Origin of the sequence: Ramlibacter albus (genome assembly GCF_014297445.1) — a bacterium.
Lineage (GTDB): Bacteria > Pseudomonadota > Gammaproteobacteria > Burkholderiales > Burkholderiaceae_C > Ramlibacter > Ramlibacter albus.
This window is the reverse complement of the sequence record NZ_JACORU010000007.1, coordinates 86,784-109,648: the sequence shown is the minus strand read 5'-3', so window position 1 is coordinate 109,648 and position 22,865 is coordinate 86,784. Positions and strand designations below refer to the sequence as shown.

Annotated in this window: 32 protein-coding genes; 7 read left to right on the top strand and 25 right to left on the bottom strand. The window is 67.9% G+C overall.

Annotation, left to right across the window (positions count from 1 at the left end; translation table 11 throughout):
• Nucleotides 1-56 precede the first annotated feature (56 nt).
• From H8R02_RS18865 to H8R02_RS18840, 6 genes are all read left to right on the top strand, one after another.
• Complete coding sequence (locus H8R02_RS18865; RefSeq protein ID WP_187083030.1) at nt 57-1,301, top strand: IQM protein middle domain-containing protein; 1,245 nt, start codon at nt 57-59, stop codon at nt 1,299-1,301.
• A 53-nt stretch (nt 1,302-1,354) separates the two neighbouring features.
• Nucleotides 1,355-1,603 carry a hypothetical protein gene (locus H8R02_RS18860; RefSeq protein ID WP_187083271.1) on the top strand — a complete coding sequence of 83 codons (249 nt, stop codon included), beginning with the start codon at nt 1,355-1,357 and terminating at the stop codon, nt 1,601-1,603.
• Nucleotides 1,604-1,768: 165 nt separating this feature from the next.
• Nucleotides 1,769-2,419 (top strand): hypothetical protein, encoded by a 651-nt coding sequence (locus H8R02_RS18855; protein ID WP_187083029.1) that lies wholly within the window; start codon nt 1,769-1,771, stop codon nt 2,417-2,419.
• A 36-nt stretch (nt 2,420-2,455) separates the two neighbouring features.
• Entirely contained in the window at nt 2,456-3,109 is a 654-nt protein-coding gene (locus H8R02_RS18850; protein ID WP_187083028.1) for an alpha/beta fold hydrolase, read from the top strand.
• Between the two features lie 70 nt (nt 3,110-3,179).
• Nucleotides 3,180-4,373 (top strand): substrate-binding domain-containing protein, encoded by a 1,194-nt coding sequence (locus H8R02_RS18845; RefSeq protein ID WP_187083027.1) that lies wholly within the window; start codon nt 3,180-3,182, stop codon nt 4,371-4,373.
• An 89-nt stretch (nt 4,374-4,462) separates the two neighbouring features.
• Nucleotides 4,463-5,242: an SDR family NAD(P)-dependent oxidoreductase gene (locus H8R02_RS18840; protein ID WP_187083026.1), complete on the top strand. Its 780-nt coding sequence runs from the start codon at nt 4,463-4,465 to the stop codon at nt 5,240-5,242.
• Here the strand turns inward: H8R02_RS18840 and H8R02_RS18835 are convergent.
• The 7 genes from H8R02_RS18835 to H8R02_RS18805 form a co-directional block, all read right to left on the bottom strand.
• On the bottom strand, nt 5,239-5,745 hold the full coding sequence (locus tag H8R02_RS18835) for a GNAT family N-acetyltransferase (protein ID WP_187083025.1): 507 nt from the start codon (nt 5,743-5,745) through the stop codon (nt 5,239-5,241). The two genes, H8R02_RS18840 and H8R02_RS18835, sit on opposite strands and share 4 nt — an antisense overlap.
• The gene (locus H8R02_RS18830; RefSeq protein ID WP_187083024.1) at nt 5,742-6,062 is read right to left on the bottom strand and encodes a hypothetical protein; all 321 of its coding nucleotides are present in this window, start codon (nt 6,060-6,062) and stop codon (nt 5,742-5,744) included. The genes H8R02_RS18835 and H8R02_RS18830 overlap by 4 nt, the downstream gene beginning before the upstream one ends.
• Entirely contained in the window at nt 6,052-6,891 is an 840-nt protein-coding gene (locus tag H8R02_RS18825) for an isocitrate lyase/PEP mutase family protein (RefSeq protein ID WP_187083023.1), read from the bottom strand. Before H8R02_RS18825 ends, H8R02_RS18830 begins: the two co-directional genes overlap by 11 nt.
• Before the next feature lie 79 nt (nt 6,892-6,970).
• Complete coding sequence (locus tag H8R02_RS18820; protein ID WP_187083022.1) at nt 6,971-7,540, bottom strand: MAPEG family protein; 570 nt, start codon at nt 7,538-7,540, stop codon at nt 6,971-6,973.
• 63 nt (nt 7,541-7,603) lie between these two features.
• Nucleotides 7,604-7,948, bottom strand: a complete 345-nt coding sequence (locus tag H8R02_RS18815) for a BrnA antitoxin family protein (RefSeq protein WP_187083021.1) — start codon at nt 7,946-7,948, stop codon at nt 7,604-7,606.
• Nucleotides 7,905-8,174, bottom strand: a complete 270-nt coding sequence (locus H8R02_RS18810) for a BrnT family toxin (protein WP_187083020.1) — start codon at nt 8,172-8,174, stop codon at nt 7,905-7,907. The genes H8R02_RS18815 and H8R02_RS18810 overlap by 44 nt, the downstream gene beginning before the upstream one ends.
• 169 nt (nt 8,175-8,343) lie before the next feature.
• Nucleotides 8,344-8,853 carry a hypothetical protein gene (locus tag H8R02_RS18805; RefSeq protein WP_187083019.1) on the bottom strand — a complete coding sequence of 170 codons (510 nt, stop codon included), beginning with the start codon at nt 8,851-8,853 and terminating at the stop codon, nt 8,344-8,346.
• Between the two features lie 112 nt (nt 8,854-8,965).
• On the opposite strand from H8R02_RS18805, the gene H8R02_RS18800 reads away from it, so the two are divergent.
• Nucleotides 8,966-9,376 carry a PaaI family thioesterase gene (locus tag H8R02_RS18800; RefSeq protein ID WP_187083018.1) on the top strand — a complete coding sequence of 137 codons (411 nt, stop codon included), beginning with the start codon at nt 8,966-8,968 and terminating at the stop codon, nt 9,374-9,376.
• A 276-nt stretch (nt 9,377-9,652) separates the two neighbouring features.
• Here H8R02_RS18800 and H8R02_RS18795 read toward each other — a convergent pair whose 3' ends face one another.
• The 18 genes from H8R02_RS18795 to gcvP form a co-directional block, all read right to left on the bottom strand.
• A complete protein-coding gene (locus tag H8R02_RS18795) occupies nt 9,653-9,859 on the bottom strand; it encodes an addiction module protein (RefSeq protein WP_187083017.1) in 207 nt (68 codons plus the stop codon).
• 128 nt (nt 9,860-9,987) lie between these two features.
• On the bottom strand, nt 9,988-11,004 hold the full coding sequence (locus H8R02_RS18790; RefSeq protein WP_187083016.1) for an ABC transporter substrate-binding protein: 1,017 nt from the start codon (nt 11,002-11,004) through the stop codon (nt 9,988-9,990).
• A 7-nt stretch (nt 11,005-11,011) separates the two neighbouring features.
• Nucleotides 11,012-11,287 (bottom strand): hypothetical protein, encoded by a 276-nt coding sequence (locus tag H8R02_RS18785; RefSeq protein WP_187083015.1) that lies wholly within the window; start codon nt 11,285-11,287, stop codon nt 11,012-11,014.
• A 105-nt stretch (nt 11,288-11,392) separates the two neighbouring features.
• Complete coding sequence (locus tag H8R02_RS18780; RefSeq protein WP_187083014.1) at nt 11,393-11,866, bottom strand: GNAT family N-acetyltransferase; 474 nt, start codon at nt 11,864-11,866, stop codon at nt 11,393-11,395.
• A 14-nt stretch (nt 11,867-11,880) separates the two neighbouring features.
• Entirely contained in the window at nt 11,881-12,285 is a 405-nt protein-coding gene (locus tag H8R02_RS18775) for a VOC family protein (RefSeq protein ID WP_187083013.1), read from the bottom strand.
• A gap of 45 nt (nt 12,286-12,330) precedes the next feature.
• Nucleotides 12,331-12,549 carry a hypothetical protein gene (locus tag H8R02_RS18770; RefSeq protein ID WP_187083012.1) on the bottom strand — a complete coding sequence of 73 codons (219 nt, stop codon included), beginning with the start codon at nt 12,547-12,549 and terminating at the stop codon, nt 12,331-12,333.
• Between the two features lie 12 nt (nt 12,550-12,561).
• Complete coding sequence (locus tag H8R02_RS18765; RefSeq protein ID WP_187083011.1) at nt 12,562-12,903, bottom strand: helix-turn-helix domain-containing protein; 342 nt, start codon at nt 12,901-12,903, stop codon at nt 12,562-12,564.
• A complete protein-coding gene (locus H8R02_RS18760; protein ID WP_187083010.1) occupies nt 12,890-13,222 on the bottom strand; it encodes a type II toxin-antitoxin system RelE/ParE family toxin in 333 nt (110 codons plus the stop codon). The genes H8R02_RS18765 and H8R02_RS18760 overlap by 14 nt, the downstream gene beginning before the upstream one ends.
• A gap of 68 nt (nt 13,223-13,290) precedes the next feature.
• Nucleotides 13,291-14,055 carry a sulfur oxidation c-type cytochrome SoxA gene (gene soxA / locus H8R02_RS18755; protein ID WP_187083009.1) on the bottom strand — a complete coding sequence of 255 codons (765 nt, stop codon included), beginning with the start codon at nt 14,053-14,055 and terminating at the stop codon, nt 13,291-13,293.
• Complete coding sequence (gene soxZ / locus H8R02_RS18750) at nt 14,052-14,372, bottom strand: thiosulfate oxidation carrier complex protein SoxZ (protein WP_187083008.1); 321 nt, start codon at nt 14,370-14,372, stop codon at nt 14,052-14,054. Before soxZ ends, soxA begins: the two co-directional genes overlap by 4 nt.
• The gene (locus tag H8R02_RS18745; protein ID WP_255429419.1) at nt 14,373-14,813 is read right to left on the bottom strand and encodes a SoxY-related AACIE arm protein; all 441 of its coding nucleotides are present in this window, start codon (nt 14,811-14,813) and stop codon (nt 14,373-14,375) included. It abuts the gene before it with no gap.
• Complete coding sequence (gene soxX / locus H8R02_RS18740; RefSeq protein WP_187083006.1) at nt 14,813-15,250, bottom strand: sulfur oxidation c-type cytochrome SoxX; 438 nt, start codon at nt 15,248-15,250, stop codon at nt 14,813-14,815. Before soxX ends, H8R02_RS18745 begins: the two co-directional genes overlap by 1 nt.
• Nucleotides 15,247-17,400, bottom strand: coding sequence for a xanthine dehydrogenase family protein molybdopterin-binding subunit (locus H8R02_RS18735; protein WP_187083005.1), 2,154 nt, complete (start codon nt 17,398-17,400; stop codon nt 15,247-15,249). The genes soxX and H8R02_RS18735 overlap by 4 nt, the downstream gene beginning before the upstream one ends.
• Complete coding sequence (locus H8R02_RS18730; protein ID WP_187083004.1) at nt 17,397-17,897, bottom strand: (2Fe-2S)-binding protein; 501 nt, start codon at nt 17,895-17,897, stop codon at nt 17,397-17,399. Before H8R02_RS18730 ends, H8R02_RS18735 begins: the two co-directional genes overlap by 4 nt.
• Nucleotides 17,898-17,956: 59 nt before the next feature.
• Complete coding sequence (locus H8R02_RS18725; protein ID WP_187083003.1) at nt 17,957-19,225, bottom strand: FCSD flavin-binding domain-containing protein; 1,269 nt, start codon at nt 19,223-19,225, stop codon at nt 17,957-17,959.
• The gene (locus H8R02_RS18720; protein WP_187083002.1) at nt 19,222-19,548 is read right to left on the bottom strand and encodes a c-type cytochrome; all 327 of its coding nucleotides are present in this window, start codon (nt 19,546-19,548) and stop codon (nt 19,222-19,224) included. The genes H8R02_RS18725 and H8R02_RS18720 overlap by 4 nt, the downstream gene beginning before the upstream one ends.
• 58 nt (nt 19,549-19,606) lie before the next feature.
• Nucleotides 19,607-19,933: a cupin domain-containing protein gene (locus tag H8R02_RS18715; protein ID WP_187083001.1), complete on the bottom strand. Its 327-nt coding sequence runs from the start codon at nt 19,931-19,933 to the stop codon at nt 19,607-19,609.
• A 41-nt stretch (nt 19,934-19,974) separates the two neighbouring features.
• Nucleotides 19,975-22,863: an aminomethyl-transferring glycine dehydrogenase gene (gene gcvP, locus H8R02_RS18710; RefSeq protein WP_222622561.1), complete on the bottom strand. Its 2,889-nt coding sequence runs from the start codon at nt 22,861-22,863 to the stop codon at nt 19,975-19,977.
• Between the last annotated feature and the right edge of the window lie 2 nt (nt 22,864-22,865).

The window sequence follows — 22,865 nt, the reverse complement described above, 5'->3', positions numbered from 1 at the left end:
CGTTTTGTTTGCCATACTCGCCCGGCCGCGCAGCTGCGGCGAAGAGAGGAAACAAGATGCCCGGTCCGGCCAAGTCCCGCGCCCCCCTGAGCAGCCATGTCCCGGCGGTCGCCGCCTGGGTCGCATCGATGAAAGGCAAGCCGCGCACCGACGAGGCCGGCCTTGTCGAATACAAGCTGCGCCACTACTGGATGCGCGATGGCACCGACGTCGAGGGGCGCAAGGCGCTGCTCGCCGAGCTGGAGGACCTGGGCAGGCAATTCACGTCCCGCCACAACGCCACCCACCCCTGTTTCCCTGCGTACTTCGCGCTGGGCAGCAACGCCTCCAAGCAGCTGCAGGCGATCGACAAGGCGCAGTCGGCCCTGCGAAAGGCGCGCCGCATCTTCGTGCCCAGCGCGCACGGCAGCCACGGGGGCGAGACGCACCACCTGGTGCACCGCGGTGCCAAGGGCCCGGTACCCACGAGCGAGGGCAACTACTGGCTCGAATGCCTGGACCCGAAGCACCGCTCCTGGGGCCACATGGACAAGGCGATCTTCAACCGCTGGCTGGCGGACACCGGCACCCAGCTGGGCTTCTTCGAGTGGTGCGAGGAAAAGGGCGAGGCCACCGGCGTGCACTCGGTGCGCTACCTCGACCCGAAGGAGCGCTGGAAATTCATGATCGTGTTCGGCGACGACAAGATCGCCTACCGCCACGTGCCCGCGCCGGTGGACGCTCGCGGCAAGGGCAGCATCCCGCTCGAGCGCTTCACGACCTTCGATCGCAAGACCGCCTTCAACGGCAAGAACTACGCCATCTGGGTGTGCAGCGCCGGCGGCATCTTCTACAGTGACAGCCACGCCGTCGGCGAGTTCCACCACTCCACGTTCCTGGCCGGCGGGCGCGTGATGGGGGCCGGCGAGTGGGTGGTGACGGCGGGCAAGGTGCTGCTGGTCACCCACAAGACGGGGCACTACATGTGTTCCATCCCCATGTTCTACAACTCGCTCAAGCTGCTGGCGCAGTGCACCGACCTCAGCCGCACGGCCGTGGAGGTGAGGGACTTCACCACCAGCTCCTTCAAGTTCTACCGATGCGCGGAGTTCCTGCACCACGGCGGCAACGTCGCGCATTGCAACGAGATCCGTCACTCGCAGACGGGTGCCGTGCTGAACATGACGGAGCTGGCGCGCGCGCAATGCGAGATGCACCGCGACTGGGACGGCAACTGGGCCACGAGCCCGCGCGGCATCGACTCATCCGGGGCCTTGCGCGGCATGCCGGCCAGCCGGCCGCCCGCCTGGCAGGGCGCGTAGGGAAGTGCAGTCGTCCTACGCGCGCCGCCTGCCGCGCTTCCTAGCATGGACGCATGAACCGCGAACACGAGCCTGCGCCGGTCGATCTTGCCGCCGAGTCCGTCGCCGGCGAGGAAGACCCCGGCGCTTCGATCGACATGAGCCAGGCACCCATGGCGCCGGGCGATGAAGCGCCCCCAGGAACACCCGGCACAGGCGAAGATGTCTGCCCGCGCTGCGGTGGCAGCGGCAAGCTCGCGGGCACCACGTGCCCCGAGTGCCAAGGCCGCGGCAAGGTGACCGTCGGCATCGGCGGCGCCTGAGGCCGCGGTGCCACCGCTGCAGATCGCGCGCACGCGCGGGCGTCGGCTCGCTGTTTCCGGTTCCCGCGCGCTGTAGGAAAAGGCCGGGCGGAATGCTGCCCGTGGGCTGACGTCACGGCCGGTCCGAGCCCCTGAGAGTCGGTGAATCGACAACAGGAGATGCCCATGAATCGAAACAAGCTGACGCTCGTTGCCGTCGCCGTCCTGGCCGGCGGCGCGGCATTCGCCCAGACTTCCAACACCACGACGAGCACGACCGGGAGCACCGCCACGCAAGCGGTTGCACCGAGCGCGAGCACGACGGTGAACACGGACTCGACCTTCCGCGCGATGCCGCACAGCAACGTCACGATCAGCCCGAGCGGCACCACGACGCAGAACACGTCCGTGTCCCAGAGCACCGCGACGTCGAGCAACACGCAAGCCGCAACGGGTTCGGGCACGAGCGGAAAGAACGGCAAGACCCAGAATCGCGCGGCGAGCACGACGAGCAGCACCGCCACGCAGGCGGTCGTCCCCAGCGCAAGCACGACGGTGAACACGGACTCGACCTTCCGGGCGATGCCGCACAGCAACGTGACGATCGCCCCGAGCGGCACGACGACCCAGAACACCATCGCGTCGCAGAACACCAGCACGTCGAGCAACACCCAGGCTGCCACGGGTTCCACCGCAACCATGGGTGGCGCGGCAGCAGCGGGTGCGGGCCCGGCCGGTGCGGCCGCCGCGGGTTCCGTCGACATGAGCGACGGCCCCGGCAAGCGCGGTCATGGCAAAGCGAAGGGCCATGACAAGAACAAGCACAAGAAGGATTGAGGCCGCTTCGTGCGCAAGGGGCTTCGGCCCCGACGCATGAACCTTCCTCCACTGCAGGTAGCCCAGACGCGCGCCGGGCGCCTGGGCTACATCGTCTCGGGCTCGGGCAAGCCGCACATCGTGCTGGTGAACGGCGCGGGCATGTCGCTCGAAGGCTGGGAGGCCTTGTACCCGGATATCGAGCAGCTCGGCACCGTGTTCGCGTACAACCGCCTCGGCATCAAGGGCAGCGACGCCGCCGGCCAGCCGCAAAGCGGCGCCGTGATCGTCGCCACGTTGCGCGAGCTGCTCGCGTATGCCGGGCTCGAGCCGCCTTGCGTGCTGGTCGGCCACTCCCTCGGCTGCCTCTACGTGGACTTGTTCGCGCGCCTGCATCCCGGCGAAACCGCTGCGATGCTGCTCGTGGAGCCCACGTTGCCGGACGAACCGGCGGACTTGCGCGAACGGGAGGGCGAATTCGCGCACGGCACGAGCAAGGCGCTCGGGCTGCCGCAACCGATGCTGGAGGCCAACCTGCACCTGGAGCTCGCTTCGCTCGAAATCACGCTGCAGCAGCTGCGCTCGGCCGGGCCACGTCCGCCCGTGCCATGCCGCGTCCTGCATGCCCGCGGCCACTTTCCCCAGCTCTCGCAGCCCGGCGTGGTGCTCAGGGAGCTCGCGAGCATCGCCACGGCTGCCGCTGCCGGGTGAAGCCCGGTGGTCCCCGGCGCAGGTGCAGGCTACACTCGCCCGCACTCGAAACACCCGAGGGACAAGGCAAATGAAAACCAAGTTGTTCAAGGCCGCCGTCGCGGCCATCGCCGCCGCCGCCGCGTTCGGCGCCGCCGCGCAGGGCAAGGAAATCCGCGTCGCCCACGTCTACAGCAAGACGGGCCCGCTGGAGGCGTACGCCAAGCAGACGCAGACCGGCCTGATGATGGGCCTGGACTACGCCACCGGCGGCACCATGACGGTGGCCGGCCGCAAGATCGTCATCGTCGAGAAGGACGACCAGGGCAAGCCCGACGTGGGCAAGAGCCTGCTCGCTGCCGCCTACGCCGACGACAAGGTGGACCTCGCCATCGGGCCGACGTCGAGCGCCGTGGCCTTGGCCATGCTGCCCGTCGCCGAGGAGTACAAGAAGATCCTGCTCGTGGAGCCCGCCGTCGCGGACGCGATCACCGGCGAGCGCTGGAACAAGTACATCTTCCGCACGGGCCGCAACAGCAGCCAGGACGCGATCAGCAATGCGGCCATCGCGGACTTCCCGGACGTCTCCATCGCCACGCTCGCGCAGGACTACGCGTTCGGCCGCGACGGCATCAAGGCGTTCAAGGAGGCGCTGAAGAAGGCCAAGGTGGTGCACGAGGAATACCTGCCGCAGAACACGACGGACTTCACGGCGGGCATCCAGCGCATCGTCGACCAGCTGAAGGACAAGCCGGGCCGCAAGTTCATCGCCGTCGTGTGGGCCGGCGCCACGCCGCCCTTCAACGCATTGGCCGCGCAGAACCTCAAGCAGCGCTACAACATCGACGTGGGCACGGGCGGCAACATCCTGCCGGCCATGGTGGCGTACAAGCAGTTCCCCGGCATGGAGGGCGCGACCTACTACTACTTCGGCATCCCGAAGAACCCGGTGAACGAGGCGCTCGTCGCCGCGCACTACAAGCAATTCAAGCAGCCGCCGGACTTCTTCACCGCGGGTGGCTTCACGGCCGCGATGGCGCTCGTGACGGCGCTGAAGAAGACCAACGGCGACACGTCCTCGGACAAGCTGATTGCCGCCATGGAGGGCATGCCCTTCGACACGCCGAAGGGTCGCATGTGGTTCCGCAAGGAAGACCACCAGGCGATGCAGTCGATGTATCACTTCCGGATCAAGGTGGACCCGGCGTTCGCATGGGGCGTTCCCGAGCTGGTCAAGGAGATCAAGCCGGAAGAGATGCAGATCCCCATCCGCAACAAGCGCTAAATGTTCACCCCCACGCTCCCCACTTCGTGTGGATCGCTGCCCCCCGAGGGGGCTTCAGCCGCCTTGGGGCGGCCCGGCGGCGGCTGACCATGTACTCGCCCTTCGACCTGAGCGGAAAGGCCGCCATCGTCACCGGCGGCAACGGCGGCATCGGCCTGGGCATGGCGCGGGCGCTGCTCGCGTCCGGCGCCAGCGTGGCCATCTGGGGCAGCCGCGACGAGAAGACGCAGGCCGCGAAGGCGCAGCTCGCGCAGGAATGCGGCGATGCCTCGCGCGTGCATGCGTTCGTGTGCGACGTGGGTAGCGAGACGCAGGTGGAAGCGACGTTCGCCGCTTCCGTCGCTGCGCTCGGCGGCCGTGTCGACGCGTGCTTCGCCAACGCGGGCGTGTCGAGCAAGGGCACGATGCTCGTCGACATGCCGCTGGAGGAGTTCCGGCGCGTGCAGCGGATCAACGTCGAGGGCGTGTTCCTCACGTTCCGCGCCGCCGCGCGCCACATGGCGCAGCACGGGCAGGGCGGCTCGCTCGTCGCGACGGCGAGCACGGCCGCCGTCGAAGGCGCGGCGCGCAACAGCCACTATGGCGCGTCAAAGGGCGCGGTGACTTCGTTCGTGCGTGCCTTGGCGGTGGAACTCGCGCGGCACAAGATCCGCGTCAACTCCATCCTGCCGGGCTGGATCGTGACCGAGATGACGGAGAAGTCCGTCGGCAACGAGAAGTTCGCGAACGCCGTGCTGCCGCGCATCCCGGCGCGGCGCTGGGGCGAAATCGACGACTTCGGCGGGATCGCGGTCTACCTCGCGAGCGATGCGGCTGCGTACACCACGGGTGAGCAGTTCGTGATCGACGGCGGGTACACGAAGTTCTAGAGCCTGACTGGGGCCGCCTGCAGGGCCACAACCTTGTCGGCGTAGTCGACCGACTGCCGGCCCACCTCGCGGAAACCGTAGTGCGCGTGAAAGCGCTCCGACGCGGGGTTGGGCGGGTCGACGTCGAACTCGCACGTGACCCAGGGCACGTGTTCGCGTGCGGCCTGGTCGAAGACATGGCGGTAGAGCGCCGCGCCGATGCCGTGGCCGCGATGCTTGTCGGACACGACGACCCGGTCGATGTAGAGGAAGCGGTCGTGGCGCGAGTCGAACCAGCGGTAGTTGATGCTGTCGTAGCCGGACCGTTCGCGGAAGGCGAGCAGGAAGCCGACCACGGTGCGCTGCACCTGCGCGACGACGTGCAGCGCGCTTTGCTCGTGCAGCTTCTGCAGCCGTTGCGCTGAGAGAGCGCTGAGGAATTTCACGGAAGCGTCATTGAGCGCAAGGACGGCCGCGAAGTCCGTTGGCTGCGCCGCGCGGATTTCCAGTGCGGCGGATTTCATCGGGCGAGGTAGTAGGTCGCAGCCGCAACGGCCCACACAGCGAACGCCGAGCCGGTCCACTTCAGGCCCGCTACACCGGGGCGCAAAGCCTGCGCGAAGTGCGAAATGCAAGCGGTGGCGGCAGCCAGGAGGATCCAGGCCAGCATGTCCGCGTTGCTGCCGGTCAGGCGCACCGGTGTGCCGTCGCGCGCGGGCCAGGAGATGGTGTGGTCGATCAACGTCGAAATGCCGCCCCAGCCGAACGCGGCGGCGCCCAGCAGCGACATCACGATCGCCGGTGTGCGATCGGGCGCCGGGCGGGGCTTCTCACGCTTCACGGCCCCAGCCGCGGAAGAGCGGGTTGAGCTCCTTGCCGGCGGCGCCCGTGAGCGCGTCGAACCGGCCTTCGGCGAGCTGGCGCGCGGCGTTCATGAAGCTGCTGTACGCCACGCTCGAAAGCGCGCCGCCGACGCTGATGCGGCGCACGCCGAGGGCCGAGATGTCTGCCACGGTCATGCCGCCGGGCCAGCCCATGAGCAGGTTGACCGGCTTGGGTGCGACGGCTTCCACGACGGTGAGGATCTGCTCGCGCGTCTTGAGCAGCGGCGCGTAGAGGCAGTCCGCGCCCGCGTTGGCGTAGGCCTTCAGCCGCGCAACGAGGTCGCCCATGTCGGGCCGCCCGACGAGCAGGCCTTCGGCGCGCCCCACGAGCAGCGTGTCGCCGCCGGTCGCGTCGATGGCCTTGCGAGCCGCGCGCAGGCGTTCGACGGCCGTGTCGATGTCGTAGAGGGGGTTGTCCTTGTTGCCGGTGGAGTCCTCGATGGACAGCCCCGCCACGCCGGCCTGCACGGCGAGGCGCACGCTCTCGCCCACACCCGCCGCATCGGCGGAGAAGCCGCTTTCGAAATCGGCGTTGACCGGCACGTCCGTGGCCTCGACGAGCGCCGCGAGGTGCTCCACGACCATGTCGCGCGTGACGCCGTTGTCCGCATGGCCTTGCGACCACGCGAACCCCGCGCTCGTGGACGCGAGCGCCTTGAAGCCCAGGCTTTGCAGGAAGCGTGCGCTGCCGATGTCCCAGGGATTCGGGATGACGAAGCAGCCCGACTGGTGCAGTTGGTGGAAGGTGCGGCGCTTGTCGCTGACGGAGGGGCGGGGTGTGCTCATGGGCCGGATATTAGCCAGCCGGGCCGATCAAATGCGTCAGGAGGAGACGAGCGGAACGGTCATTTTGGCCGCCGCGCCGTCAGCCCATCATGCCGCGCACCGACTGCACGATCGCGCCGAGCATGAGCGACACGTTGAGCGTGAACGTCATCTGCACCGCCGGCCCGCGGCCGAGCGTGCCGTTTCGCAGGTAGCCCCACCAGTAGACCAGCCGCGCGAATGCGAAGAAGACGCAGGCGACGGGGATGAAACGCGCCTGTGCCGGCGAGAGCCATGTTGCCAGCGCGAGGATGCAGATCGCGAACCAGACCAGCTGCTCCAGCGTGTTCTGCATCACGCGGCAGTGGATCTGCAGGTTCTCGGTGGCGGTGTGCGCGAGCGGGTTGTGCGCGCCTTCGGCGAAGCGCTGGTAGAGGATGTGCAGGCAGACGGCCGCGTAGGGCAGGAAGGCCACGAGAAGCCAGCGGACCGCGAGCACGATGCGCCCGGCCGCATCCCCTGCGCCGTCCAGCGGCGGCATGGCCGCATAGCCGCCGGCGAGTATCGCAAACGTTCCCGGCACAGTGAGCCAGGCCGAGCTGCCGAGGACTCGCCTGCGTTCGGACGCATTGCGTGAGGGTGCTGCTTCGCTGGCCGCTTGCGTATCCATCGATGCACGCAAGTTACTCGCGGCGCGCGCCTGCATCAAGCCCGCACGTCCACGCGCACGCTCCTAGCTCGTGCGCTTGGCCTTCGCGCGAAGTGGATGTTCGGCCAGCCACTCCTTGAGGGCCGAGTTCATGCGTGTCTGCCAGCCGGGACCAGCCGCTCGGAAAGCACCCAGCACATCGCGGTCGATCCGTATTGCTACCTGCTCCTTGGTGGGTCGCCTGTTCGGGCCTCTCGCGCGTCGAACTCCTTCGATGGTGGCCTCGACACCGCCGCCGCGCGTAACAGTGGCCTTGCTCCAGTCCGTTGCCGGTGCAGGGCTGACGCTTGCGGCTGCAGCCTTGGCAGCTGCAACCTGCGCTGCGCTAAAGGGCTTGGAAGTATTCGTCCGTTTCTTGTCGGTCGGCATATCGGCAGGAGATCAGGTGTGCGGTGTCGTCACCGCGTGGTGTCCACACCAGGAAGACCACGCGGTCCCGGAGCATGCCGAGGCTCTGTAGCCGCAACTCTCCGTAGTCTTCGCTGTCGTCGTCCACGGTGACCATGGGGAGGTCAAAGACCTGCTCAAGCTCTGCGAGGTCGATTCCATGCTTGCCCAGGTTCGCCCGCCTCTTGGGCTCGTCCCAGGTAATCACGGCAAATTGTAGATGCGATTCGAGTCCATGCCAAGCTCGGCTGCCGAGCGCGTGGCGCATATGGACGGGGGACTGCAGTCGGTCTGGCGCATGTCTTCTCCCTGAGTTTGGACAAGCGAATCTCGGGGAGTTGCGTCAAGCCGTCCATTAGACGGTTGGCTTATCGTGCTCAAGCCCGCACGTCCACGCGCACGATCGCGCCGTCGACGTGGCACACGCGCGCGTAGGTGCCGGCGCGCAGCACGCCGCCGTGGGCGATGGTGTCCCGGTAGGCGGGCGTGGCGTAGAAGTAGTTCACGACCAGCTTCGTGCCGCCGATGGTGATGCGATCGCCCGAGGAGTGGCCATGCCGCGACTGTTCGAACTGGACGCTCACCACGCCCTCGGCCACCTCGCAGGTGCCGTTGCGATAGGCCTGCACGAGCCGCTCCCCGCGCGAGAAAGCGGCCGGGAAGTCATGCAGCACGAGCCATGCGACGGCCCACAGGAACGTGAACGCAACGCCGAAGCCATGCCGCCACACCGAGCCGTCGTGCCGCCGCCAGAGCCGCACGGCCCACGAGGCGCTGCCCACGAGTGCCACGACGCCGATGCCGAGCCGGAAGAGCTCGTCCGCCAGCAGGCCGTTGCTCCAGCGGTCGATCTCGAAGACGGTGTTGAAGCCCGGCAGCTTCTCCATGCGGCCATGCTAGTGCGCTCGCGCGTCACCCGAGCGACATTCCGTCGCCGCGTTGATAGCTCCCGTCGGCCGCCCTGCCTAGATTGGGCTGTCCAACATCGAAGGAGCAGCCATGGGTTTCATCGACACCGTCCGCGGGATCAACGAGACGGCGGCGTTCAACCGATATTTCGGTATCGAGGTGGTGAGCGCGGAATCGGGCCGCGTGGAGATCGCGATGCCGTGGCGCCCCGAGGCGGGCCAGTATTCGGGCTTCCTGCACGCGGGCATGGTGGGCGCGCTCATCGACACCGCGTGCGGCTTCGCTGCCGTCACGCAATGCGGCCGTGTGCTCGCCTCGCACTATTCGGTGAACTGCCTGCGGCCGGCGGTGGGCGAGCGCTTCGTGGCACGGGCGCGCGTGGTGAAGCCGGGCAAGACGCAGGTGTTCACCGCTTGCGAGCTCTACGCGCAGGCGAAGGGGGAGGAGACGCTGGTGGCAACGGGGGAGACGTTGCTGATGGTGGTGGAAGGTCGCGCATGAGCCAGTAGCCGGGCATGCGCTTCGTGTGCGCGACCGCGTGGACCAGCACGCCGGATTCGTCGTGCGTGTAGACGATGTGGAACGGAAACGACCGTACGGCTCTGCTTCTCGTCCCCGCGGCCGTCAGCGGCGCGGCATGCGGCGCAGCGATGGCGAGCCGCGTGGTGCGTTCCACCGCGCTCGCGTACCGCGAGGCCAGCGCCTTGTCGCGGGTGCTGCGCGCCGCGGTTTCGGCGAGGAATTCGGCGAGCGCCGGTTCGGTGAAGCGGGCCGCTGTCATCGGGCGAGCCTGTGCGCTTCCGCAAAGACGTCTTCGGCGGCATACGCCTTGACGTTCCCGCGTTCGAAAGCCGCGACGCGGCGCCTGATCTCGACGGCCCATGCGGCTGCGATGCCCGCCGGCGAAGGATCATGTGGGCGCAGCGGCTCGCGGACTTCGTGCCGCGCGAGCGCGGCGGGTTGGGCCAGTTCGGTGGTGGTCAATGTGGCTCCCTGAGTGAATGCGCGTGCAGGCGCGGCAGAATTTATACAGGCGAATCGCCGCCGGGCCGCGTGCCGTGGTCATCCAGCTGACACTACGCCGTCAGGAGCAAGACCTCGCAAGGGAGCCGCTACTGGATGACCGCATCCGCGCGCAACAGCAGCGACTGCGGGACGGCCACGCCGAATTCCCGGGCGGCGCTCAGGTTGACGACCAGCTCGAAGCGCTCCGGCTGCTCCACCGGGAGGTCGGCGGGGCTGGCCCCGCGCAGGATCCTGTCGACGTACGACGCGGCGCGGCGCAGGACGAAGTTGAGGTCGGTGCCGAAGGAGACCACCGCGCCTTGCTCCGCGTAGCGACGGTTCGAGGCGAAGACCGGCACGCGGCTGGCGCGGGCCAGCTCGAGGATGCGCTGCATGCTTGCAAAGAGCAGGGGATCGGGCCCGACGATGAGCGCACCCGCATTGACCCGCCTGATGGCCGCGAATGCATCCGGCAGCGCCTCCGCGCTGGCCAGGGGCACCATCTGCAGCTGCAAGCCCAGGCGCTGGGCCGCCTCCTGGTTGCGGGCGACGTAGTCCGCGTAGACGATGTTCGTCGAATTGGCGATGACGGCCACGGGTCGCGAGCCGCGCCCGCATTCCTTGGCGAGCTCGAGCCACTTGCCCCAGTCGACCAGGGGCAGGGCCACGCCGGTGACGTTGCCGCCCGGGCGGGCGAAGCTGGCAACGAGGCCGAACTTGAGTGGATCGGCCACCACCGCCATCACGACCGGGATGCGGCTCGAGGCTTCGCGCGCCGCTTTCGCACCGGTGGCGCCCGAAGTGACGACGATCACGTCGACCTGGGCGCGCACGAGGTCCGCTGCCAGCTCGGGCAGGCGCTCGTTGCGCCCCTCCGACGAGCGGTGTTCGAAAACGATGTTGCGGCCTTCGGACCACCCCAGCTGCCGCAGCGCGTCGACGAAGGGGTCCGGGCCGGCAAGGCCGCCTTCGCTCGGGCGCGAGAACGCGAGGAAACCGACTTTCCGGGGGCGTCCGCCGTCGGCCTGTGCCCGTGCGCCGGAAGCCGCCAGCCATGAAGCCGCGCCCGCCGCCACGAACGCCCGCCGGCGCATGCACGAGGGGCGTGCAGGCGTGGGGGCCACGGCGGCGCTACTTCTTCTTCTGCTGGTCCAGCAGCTTGCGGTATTCCTCGGACATCTTGTCCATGTACTCCAGCGCAGCCTTGTACTGCTTGGAGTGGAAGTCCATCAGCTTGTCGAACTGGTCGGCGGCCATGGCGAACGGGGCGCCCGCGCTGCGCATGGAGTCCATCAGGGACTTCTGCGACTTCATGACGAGGTCCCAGGCCTGGTGGGCCTGCACGGCCGCCGTCCGGGATTGCTCCCAAAGGGTCTTCGCGAGTTCGGTCTGGGCTTTGTCGATCATGCGGGGCTCCTTGTTTCCTGCTTTATACAGCCGGGGAGCCGAAATGGCACTACTTCGCCAGAAGCGCAAACCGCGGCACCTCTCGACCGTCGACCTCGTCCATTGCTATGCAGCATGGTCGCCGGGCAGCGCCAACGTCATGAAAACGCTGTGCGGGTCCGGCTTGTAGTCGCCGAAAGGCCCACATGGCTGGAAGCCCACGCTGCGATACAGCTGCTGCGCGGCCTCGAATGCCTGCGCTGACCCGGTCTCCAGGCTCAGGCGCCGGTAGCCGCGCCGCTTGGCCTCGGCGAGGATGTGGTTCAGCATCGCCCGGCCTGCACCGCGCCGGCGGTGGGCCGCGGGCGTGCGCATCGACTTGATCTCGCCATGGTCCGGCGCGAGCTCCTTGAGGGCGCCGCACCCGAGCAGCACGCCGTCGCTGCGGACCGACCAGAACGTGATGGCAGGGATCTTCAGGCCGCTCACGTCGAGCGCGTGCACGCTTTCGGGCGGCGAGAGTTCGCGCATGTTGCGCAGGTGCTCGTCCAGCAGCGCGAACACGTCGGGGCGGGCGGGGTCGTCGATTTCGATCTGCATCGGCGCGGGCTCCGTCAGCGCCTGGATGACGCCGGCCGGTGCAGTGCGCACAGCTTGTTGCCGTCGGGGTCGCGCACATAAGCCAGGTACAGAGGGCCGAGGTTTCCCTCGCGCAGCCCGGGCGGCTGTTCGATCGACGTGCCGCCGTGCGCGACCGCCACATCATGGAACTTCTGCACCTGCTCGGGTGAGCTGCACTTGAAGCCGATGGTGCCGCCGTTGGCGCCGCATGCGCGCTCGCCGTTGATCGGCTCGCTGATGCAGAACGACATGCCGTCGTGGCGATAGAACAATCGGTTCTGGCCGGTCGCGTTGCGGTTGTGCACGGGCTCGCCCGCACCGAGCACCGCGAGCACGGCGTCGTAGAAGCGCTTCGAGCGTTCGATGTCGTTGGTGCCGACCATGACGTGGCTGAACATGGGTGGGTCTCCATCGCTGGTTGTTGAGCGGGTGCGCGCTGGGCCCTACGGCGCGGTTCCCTCGGGCACGCGTCGAAATGCCACCTTGGCGTTCTGGATGTTGTCGTCGACTACGAATTCTGAGGGCGAAACGGAGACGAGCGCAAACGTTGCGTAGCGAATCTTGCCGCCTGCGTACTGGCGGCCGTTTTCGGTGAGGAAACGGCGTTTGAAATGCGTCCCGTCGAGCGCAACAAGCAAAAGTGAGCAGGCGAAGTGCTTCACGCGATCGGGCGATCAGGCGCGGGTGCTCTTGGACGCGCGAGCCGCCGGGCTCGCAAGTTTGCGAGTGCCGCGCTTGCGAACGAGCCTGATCTCAAGAGCGCAGCCGAGCGCCTCCGCGTAGCGACTGAGCGTTGCGATCGAAGGTGAATGTTTGCCCCGGCCGGATTCCATTCGTGCCACGGCCGACTGCGTGGTGCCGATTCGCTCGGCCACTTGAGCCTGGGTCAAGCCCTGCTCGGAGCGGGCCTTCAAAAACTCGTCCAACAGCGCGAACTCTTCACTCGACTTCTCGAATTCGGCCTTTACTTCGGTCCTGCGAAGCGCCTTCGCACGCAACTGCTTATGCGTCAGCATCTTTCCACTCCTTAATGCGCCTGCGCGCAACTGCAAGTTCCCTGGGCGGTGTCTTTTCAGTCTTCTTCACGAACTGATGCAGCATCATGATCCGGCGCCGCAACAATGTGCAGTAGAAAACCCGTCCAATGCCTTCCTTTGACTTCAACCGAAGCTCGAGCAAGCCGTCCCCCATTGACCTGGTGTGGGGCATCCCGAGGTCTGGCCCGAACTCAAGCATTCGGTCGGTGAGATGAAGGTACCGTGCCAGGAGGCCTGCAGGCAGGCCAAGAACGGCGTCCTGTAGCTTCTCGTCGTGGTACTCGATCTCCCATGTCATCCTGAGGAATTATAGCAAATACGCTATAAATCGGTGCTCTGCGCGAGTACGTGCCGTCCAAGGCGACATCAAGGCCGAAGCCCGGGACTCTCCACAGGCATGCCCATCGCGCGAGCCGCCAAATAGACTTCGAGCTCCGCCATCTCGATACTCCCCCACGCCAGCGGTTCGGCTCGCACCCCTGTCATGCAGCCGCGCAGGCGCCGGCCCAGCGATCCCATTGCCTGCCACTCCAGCCGGTACACCGGATATCCCGTTGCTTGCCCTTGCGGGATCACGGAACCGGCAAGTTTGCCGCCCACCAATTGGTCGTGGCACTGCGCGCAAGACAGATTCAACTGACCGATCCGCCGCGAAAAGAACACAGCCCCGCGCTCGCGAAAAGGCACCATCCGCACATCGGAAGACGGCGCAATCGGCATCCCGCGCGACTGCATCGCCACAGCCGCCTCCAGCGCCAGCAAATCGGCGTGCTCGAACGGCAGGGGCGCCTGCCCTTGGTGCCGTTCGCGGCACAAGTTGATCCGTGTCGACAGGTTCACCGGCCTTTTCAGCAATTCATCGAACACCGGATAGCGCGCCGCCACGCCCTTCATCCGGGTGATGTCGCCATGGCAGTTCGCGCACGACTTGTCCCCGCGCTTCCACAGCTGCTCACCCTCCTGCACGGACAACATCGCCGGGTTGGCCGTGTCGTCACGCTGCATCGCCTGCAGGGCAGGGCTCATGTCGTCGAAGCCGGAGCGCTGCGGTGCCACAGGCGCGGAGGGCGTGGCGCAGCCCACCAGCAAGGCCGCGGCAAGCGCAGCCGGGCGCAAGACGCGAGGTGTCATGCCACCTGCAAGGCGCGCCGCTCCACCTGGCTGAAGCCGTTGTCCCCTTGCCACTCGAATTCCAGCGTGCCGCTTTCGGTGGCAACGGTGTGGAAGGACAAATACGGATTCGCCGAGATGGCCGGCGAAAGCTCCGCACTGAAAACCGTTTCGCCGTTGTACCGGCAGCTGAACCTGCGGATGATGTCGCGCGGCAGCGTGCGCCCGTCCGCACCCGGACGGAAGCCGCTCTCCATCACGTGCGCGATCAGTACGCGCAGCTCCATCACCTCGCCCTTGCGAGGATTCGGCGGCAGGGTGATCAGCACGCGGGCCATCTAGTTCACGTCTCCTTCGATGCACGCTGCGAGCGCCACGACGACATCGACGGTGTCGATCCACACGCTGCCGTCGCTCATCCGCGCCACGGCGGCGAGCTTCTGGCTGGTCGCGAGGCGCATGCGCGTTGCGACTGCCGCTTTGCCGGAGCGCGGCCCCAATACGAACCGCGCCACGTCGCGCTGCGGGTTGCGGTCGTTGAAAATGCCGATGGCGACCACGTGGTCGGCCGCCGTCATCGGCGATTCGACGGTGACGCTCACCGGCACGAGGTTGCCGTTGTCGACGAGCTTTTCCATCTCCAGCTTCACGCGGCCGCGCTGCACCGGCTTGCCTTGCGCGAATTCCGCGACAGCCTGGTCCAGCTGGCCGTTCGGCTGCGCCAACGACGGCGTCGCAACGACAACGAGGGAAGAAGCGAGGAGGGCACGCCTGCGCATCATTTCAGGCTCGCGAGATAAGCCACGACGTCCTCCACCTGCTGCGCCGTCAGCACGGGCTTGCCCTGCCACGCGCCGCCGACGCGCGAGAGGTTGGTGGTGCTGTGGAAGGCCGGCATGAAGGTCGATGGATTCACGAGTCGCGGATCGACGATCCTAAGCCGAAGCTGGCCCACCGTGTAGCGCGCGCCTGCATTCGCCAGGTCCGGCGCGAGGTTGCCCTGGAAGCGCTCCTCGGCAATCGGCGCAGGGTGGCACAGCAGGCACAAACCCTGCGCGCGGCTGGCGACGATCGCGCGCCCGCGCGAAGCAACGCCGGCCAGTCCGCCAAGCGGCTCCTCGATCCGGTCGCCGCGAACGACATAGGGCGCCACCTCCTGCGCCGCCGCGCCGCGGCAGCACGCGGCCAGCGCAAGGAGCAAGGCGACCCGCTTCACGCCTTCAGGCTGTGCTTCCTCAAAGGCAGGTCGCGGATGCGCTTGCCCGTCGCGGCGAAGATCGCGTTGAGCACCGCGGGGGCCGCCACAGCGATGGTGGGCTCGCCCACGCCGCCCCAAAAGCCGCCGCTGGGCATCACGATCGTCTCCACCTTCGGCATGTGCTGCATCTGCACCACCGGGTAGGTGCTGAAGTTGTCCTGCTCCATGCGGCCGTCCTTCAGCGTGCACTCGCCGAAGAGCGCGGCCGACAGGCCGTACGCGAACGAGCCTTCCACCTGCGCCTCGATCTGCTGCGGGTTCACCGCGTAGCCGCAGTCCGTGGCCGCGACGATGCGGTGGATCTTCAGCTCGCCTTCCTTGTTGACGGAAACCTCGGCGCACGCAGCGACGTAGCTGCCGAAGCCCATGGTCTGCGCGAGGCCGCGGTACACCTTCATGCCGTTCACGTCCGGCGCGGGCTTGCCCCAGCCGGCCTTGTCGGCCACGGCGTTGAGCACCGCGAGATGCTTCGGATGGTTCGCCATCAGCTTGCGGCGGAACTCGAGCGGGTCGGTGCGCGTGGCGGCGGCCAGCTCGTCCATGAAGCACTCGAGGTAGACCGTGTTCTGGTTCAGGTTCACGCCGCGCCAGAAGCCCGGCGGCACCGGCGGGTTGCGCATCGCGTGGTCGACGAGCAGGTTGGCCACGCTGTAGCCGATGGACGCCTCCGGCCCCGGCGGGTTCAGGCCCTGGAACACCACGGGGTCCTTGCCGCCCTGGATGTTCTGCGGCGCCACGCCCGCGAGGATCGACTGGCCCGAGATGCGCATGTGCAGCGCGGTGAGGTTGCCGCTGGCGTCCAGCCCGGCCTGCAGCTTGCACTGCGTGAGCGGGTGGAAGCGGCCGTGCAGCATGTCCTCCTCGCGCGTCCACAGCAGCTTGATGGGAACGCCCGGCATTTGCTTCGCGATCTCGACGCTCTGCCGCACCCAGTCGTGCACCGCGCCGCGCCGCCCGAACCCGCCGCCGAGGTGGATCTTGTAGACCTCGCACTGCCGGGCCGGCAGGCCCGCGGCTTCGGCAGCGGCCGCCAGGGCCGCTTCGCCGTTCTGCGTGGGTGTCCATACCTCGCACTTCTCGGGGGTCCAGCGCGCCGTGGCGTTCATGGGCTCCATCGTCGCGTGGTTCTGGTGCGGGTAGCTGTACACCGCCTCGATGCGGCGCGCGGCACTCGCCAGCGCCGCCTTCGCGTCGCCGTTGCTGTTGCCCACGGCCGCCTCGGGTGCGTCGAGGCCGGCCTTCAGGATGGCGTTGACCTGCTCCTGCGAGGTCTTGCCGTTCGGGCCCACGTCCCACTCGATGGGCAGCGCGTCGAGCGCGGTCTTGGCGCGCCACCACGTGTCCGCGACCACGGCCACGGCGCTGTCGCCCACCGGCACCACCTTCTTCACGCCGGGGCGCCCGGAGATTGCAGCGGCGTTGTAGCTCTTCACCTTGCCGCCGAACACCGGGCAGTCCTTGATGGCCGCGTTGAGCATGCCGGGCAGCTTCAGGTCCGCGCCGTACACCTGCTTGCCGGTGACCTTGTCGGCGGTGTCGATGCGCGCCAGGCGCTTGCCGACGATCTTCCAGTCCTTCGGGTCCTTCAGCGGCACGTCCGCGGGCGGCGTGAGCTTGCCCGCGGCAGCGGCCACCTTGCCGTACGTGACGGTGCGGCCGGTGGGCTGGTGCGTGATGACGCTGTTCGCAGCGCGGCATTCGGCAACGGGCACTTTCCATTCGTTCGCCGCGGCCTGCACGAGCATCATGCGCGCGGCCGCGCCGCCCTTGCGCACGTACTCGTGCGACTCGCGGATGCCGCGGCTGCCCCCGGTGGAGTAGTTGCCCCACACGCGGTTGCGCGCGAGGTTCTGGCCGGGCGTGGGGTACTCCCACGTCACCTTGGCCCAGTTCGCCTCGAGTTCCTCGGCCACGAGTTGCGCGAGGCCGGTCAAGGAGCCCTGGCCCATCTCGCTGCGCGCGACGCGCACGACCACGGTGTCGTCGGGCTTCACGACGACCCAGGCGTTGATCTCGGGTGCGTCCGCCTGCGCCTGCGCGAAGGGGATGTGGAAGCCGAGCGTCAGGCCGGTGGAGGCGGCTACCTGCAGGAAGGCGCGGCGCTTCATGACACGCTCCCGTCGGTGTGCTGGATCGCCAGGCCCGCGTTCTTCGTGCTGCCCTGCGCGGCGGCCTTGATGGCAGCGCGCACGCGGTTGTAGGTGCCGCAGCGGCAGATGTTGCTCATCGCCGCGTCGATGTCGGCGTCGGTGGGGTTGGGTTTTTCCTTCAGCAGCGCGGCAGCGGCCATCACCATGCCGCTCTGGCAGTAGCCGCATTGCGGCACGTCCAGCGCCACCCAGGCTTTCTGGATCGGGTGGTCGCCGCGCGGCGAGAGCGCCTCGATGGTGACGATCTTCTCGTTCGGCTGGATGGTGGAGATCGGCCGCACGCAGCTGCGCGTGGGCACGCCGTCGATGTGCACGGTGCAGGCACCGCATGCGGCGATGCCGCAGCCGTACTTGGTGCCCGTCAGGCCGAGCTGCTCGCGCAGCGCCCAGAGCAGGGGGGTGTCGGGTTCGGCGTCGAACGAGCGCACCGCTCCGTTCACGTTGAGCGTGGCCATACTGCTGGTACTCCTCGGGGTTACTGCGGGGTTACTGCCTTTACTGCGGGAGGGGTTGCTCAGGCGAGCATGTCGCTCCAGATGTTGCGCGCCCAGTTGAAGGCGTAGGAGCCTTCCGTTTCGCTGGGTGCGGTGCTCACGCCGCCCGAGCCCGCCACGATGCGGAAGGTCTTTTCGGGCGCGAAGTACTCGTGCACGCTCGCGACGTGGATGACGTTGCGGTCGTCCACGAAGCTGTAGCAGGTGTTGTTGATGACGGGCGCCGCGGGCGGCTCCCAGCCATTGAGCTGCGACACGATGGCGGCGGCCGCCACCTTGCCGTGCTGGTTGGCCATGTGGCCGCTCTTGGGCATGCCGCTGGCCGACAGCGTGGAGTCGCCCAGCACGTGCACGTCCTTGCGCACCGTCGATTCGAACGTGCGGAAGTCGACGCCGCACCAGCGGTTGCCGGCCATCGTGGCCAGCGGCGTGGCGATCGCACCCGCGCGCATGGGCGGCAGCACGTTCAGCACGTCCGCGCGCACCTCGTCGTGCACTTCGAACGCGAGCGTGCGTTTCGCGCCATCGACGCGCGTGAGCTTGTGGTTGGCCCGGTATTCGAGGATGCCGGCGTAGTTGTCCGCCCAGGCCTTCTTGAACAGCGCGGGCTTGGAAGTGACGTCCGGGTTGGCGTCCAGCACCAGCAGCTTGGCGCGCGGCTTGGCGCGCTTGAGGTACCACGCCACCTGGCAGGCCCGCTCGTACGGGCCGGGCGGGCAGCGGTAGGGCGCCTCGGGGATGGCGATGACGAAGGTGCCGCCATCGGGCATGGCCTCCAGTTGGCGGCGCAGGGCCAACGTGTCGGGGCCGGCCTTCCATGCGTGGATGGCGGCACCGCTGGTATAGGCCGCGGCGAGGCCTTCGACACGGTCCGGCATGAAGTCGATGCCCGGCGAGAGCACGAGCTTGTCGTAGGCGATGGTGGCGCCATTGGCCAGCCGTGCGGTCTTCGTGTCGAAGTCGATCGCGGCCACTGTGTCCTGCACCCACTGCACGCCGTGCGCGCGCGTGAGGCCGGAGTAGGGCACCGTGATGTCGGCCATCTGCTTGCTGCCGCCGACCACGAGGTTCGAGAGCGGGCAGGAAACGAAGGCGGCGTTGGGCTCCACCATCACCACGTCGACCTTGTGGTCGGAGAAGATGCGCACGTAGCGTGCTGCGGTGGCGCCGCCGTAGCCGCCGCCGACGACGAGTACGCGGGCCTTCGCCGGCACGGCCGTCGCGCAGCCGCCGAGACCCGCGGCGACGCCCAATGCTGCAGATGCATGAAGAAGTGTGCGGCGTTTCATTTCTTCTGCCCCGCGAAGTAGTCGGCGATCTGTTCCAGCTGCGCGTCGGTGTAGCCCTTGGACAGCTGGTGCATGATCGTCGCAGGCTTGGTGCCGGCCTTGAAGGCCCTGAGGCTTTCCATCGTCTGTGCCTTCGGCATGCCCGCCAGCGACGGCAGCGCCGAGCCGTCCGCGGCGCGCCCCTGCGTGCCATGGCAGTTGGCGCAACTCGATGCGAGCTGCGCGACGGCGAGGGGATTGGAACTTTGGGAGGACGCCGCGCTGCACCCGAAAAGGGCGGCGGCAAATGCGAGGACGTGGACTGCCTTGTGGCTGTTTCTCATTCGCGTGCTCGGTAGTGGCGGGCCACTATAAGCGGCGCGGATGCAACGCGCAACCGGCTTAGCGAGCGACGCCGGGGACGGTGCGCGAGTCGATCGGGCCCGGCCCCTGCACGATGAGGATCTCGCAGTCTTCGGCCGACGTGTTGATGGTGGTGTGCGGCTGGCGCTTGAGGACGCGATAGCGCTGGGCGGCCTTGAGCGTGGTGACCTTCGCGGGGTTGAGCTCGCGGATTTCCACCACCCCGCGCAGGCAGATGATGTAGTCGTCGGTGTCGGGGTGCAGGTGCCAGGGCACGCACTCGCCGGGCGCGAGTGTCTGGTCGATCACGCGCAGGCCCTCGGCCTGCGCGACGATCTGGCTGTCCTTGATGCGGTAGGCCTCCACCCGCTCAATATAGGCGAGCCGGGCGCGGCTGCAAACCCCGTTCAGTCCTCGTACGCCGCGAGCGGCACGCAACTGCAGAACAGGTTGCGGTCGCCGTACACGTTGTCCACGCGGCCGATCGGCGGCCAGTACTTCGCGTGGCGGCGTTCATCGAGGACGGCGGCGCCCGCCTCGCGCGGGTACGCATGCTGCCACTCGCCCTTCATCAGGGCGGCGGCGGTGTGCGGCGCGTTCTTCAGCGGGTTGTCGTCTTGCGGCCACTCGCCCTTTTCCACGCGGCGGATCTCCTCGCGGATGGCGACCATCGCGCCGATGAAGCGGTCCAGCTCGTCGAGCGTCTCGCTCTCGGTGGGCTCCACCATCAGCGTGCCGGGCACCGGGAAGCTGAGCGTGGGCGCATGGAAGCCGTAGTCGATGAGGCGCTTGGCCACGTCTTCCGCGGTGACGCCGCTCGTTTCCTTCAGCGGGCGCAGGTCCAGGATGCACTCGTGCGCCACGTGGCCGTTCTCGCTGGCGTACAGCGTGGGATAGTGGTCGCGCAGCTTCGCGCTGATGTAGTTGGCGCTGAGGATGGCGACTTCGGTCGCTTGCCGCAGGCCCTCGGCGCCCATCATGCGGCAGTACATCCAGCTGATGGGCAGCACGGCGGCATTGCCAAGAGGCGCGGCCGACACCGCGCCGACACCATGGTCCGCAACGCCACCCGTCGCATGCCCGGGCAGGAAGGGCACGAGGTCTTCCACCACGCACACGGGGCCGACGCCCGGGCCGCCGCCGCCGTGCGGGATGCAGAAGGTCTTGTGCAGGTTGAGGTGGCTCACGTCGCCGCCGAACTCGCCCGGCGCGGCCACGCCCACCAGTGCGTTCATGTTGGCGCCGTCGACATACACGCGACCGCCGTACTTGTGCACCATCGCGCACAGTTCCTTCACCTGCATCTCGAACACGCCGTGCGTGCTGGGATAGGTGATCATGATGCAGGCCAGCTTGTCCTTGTGCTGCTCGCACTTGGCTTGCAGGTCGGCCATGTCCACGTTGCCGTTGTCGTCGCAGGCCGTCACCACCACCTGCATGCCCACCATCTGCGCACTCGCGGGGTTGGTGCCGTGCGCGGAGGAGGGGATCAGGCACACGTTGCGATGGCCCTGGCCCTTGCTTTCGTGCCACGCCTTGATCGCGAGCAGGCCGGCGTATTCACCTTGCGAACCGGCGTTCGGTTGCAGGCTGATGCCCGCGTAGCCCGTGGCCTCGCAGAGCCACGCACGCAGCTGCTCGTCGAGCATGGCGTAGCCCTGCAGCTGCTCGCGCGGCGCGAACGGGTGGATGTGCGCGAACTCGGGCCACGTGATCGGGATCATCTCGCTCGTGGCATTGAGCTTCATCGTGCAGCTGCCCAGCGGGATCATGCTGCGGTCCAGCGCGAGGTCCTTGTCCGAGAGCGCGCGGATGTAGCGCAGCATGCCGGTCTCGCTGTGGTGCGTGTTGAAGACCGGATGGGTGAGGAAGTCGCTCGTGCGGCGCAATGCCTGCGGGATCAGCGGCTCGATGCCTTTCTCGTAGTCGGCCACCTTGGGCAATGCCTGGCCCGGCTTGGCGAAAACGCTCCAGAGCAGCTCGATGTCCTCGCGCGTCGTGGTCTCGTCCAGCGAGATGCAGATGTACTCTTCCCACGCCACCCGGATGTTGGCCTTCATCGACACGGCGCGAGCCGCGCAGGACTTCGTCGCTTCGCCGGTGTGCAGCGAGATGGTGTCGAACGCGCTCTCGCGGCGGGGCTTGTGCCCGAGTTGCTCCAGCCCCTTCGCAAGGATGGCGGTGTAGCTCGCCACGCGCAGTGCGATGCGCTTCAAGCCCTGCGGCCCGTGGTACACCGCGTACATGCTTGCGACCACCGCCGGCAGCACCTGCGCCGTGCAGATGTTGGACGTGGCCTTCTCGCGGCGGATGTGCTGCTCGCGCGTCTGCAGCGCAAGGCGGTAAGCCGGGTTGCCGTGCGAATCGACGCTCACGCCGACGAGCCGGCCCGGCATCGAGCGCTTGAAGTCGTCGCGGCAGGCGAGGTAGGCGGCGTGCGGGCCGCCCGCGCCCATCGGCATGCCGAAGCGCTGGGTGGTGCCGACGACGATGTCCGCATCGAATTCACCAGGGGGCACGAGCAGCGTCAGCGCCAGCAGGTCGGCGGCGACGATGAACGCGGCCTGCTTCGAATGCGCTTTCTCGACATCGGCGCGCAGGTCGTCGATGCGGCCGCTGGTGGCGGGGTACTGCGCGAGCACGGCGAAGTAATCGCCTTCAAGGCACTTCACCCACTCTTCATGCGAGTTCGCCAGCACGACTTGCAGGCCGAGCGGCGCGGCACGCGTCTGCACGACTTCGATCGTCTGCGGATGGCAGTCGCCCGCCACCACGATGGTGTTGCTCTTGCTGCGCACGCTGCGCTTGGCGAGCGTCATCGCCTCGGCAGCCGCCGTGGCTTCATCGAGCATCGACGCGTTTGCGATGGGCATGCCCGTGAGGTCACAAACCATCGTCTGGAAATTCACCAGCGCCTCCATGCGGCCCTGGCTGATCTCGGCCTGGTAAGGCGTGTAGGCCGTGTACCAGGCAGGGTTCTCGAGGATGTTGCGCAGGATGACGCCCGGCGTGTGCGTGCCGTAATAGCCCTGGCCGATGAAGCTCTTGAAGACCTGGTTGCGGTTGGCGATCTGCCGCAGCTCCTTCAGCGCCGCGGCCTCGGTGGCGGGCGGCGGCAGCTGCATCGGCTTGGCGCGCGCGATGGAGCGCGGCACGATGCTCTCGACCAGCGCGCGGCGCGACGCCTCGCCGATGACCGACAGCATGTGCTGCTCGTCGGCTTCTTCGATGCCGATGTGGCGGGGGATGAACTCGGTGGGGTTTTCCAGCTCGCCGAGCGGCCGGGCGGTCTGCATCA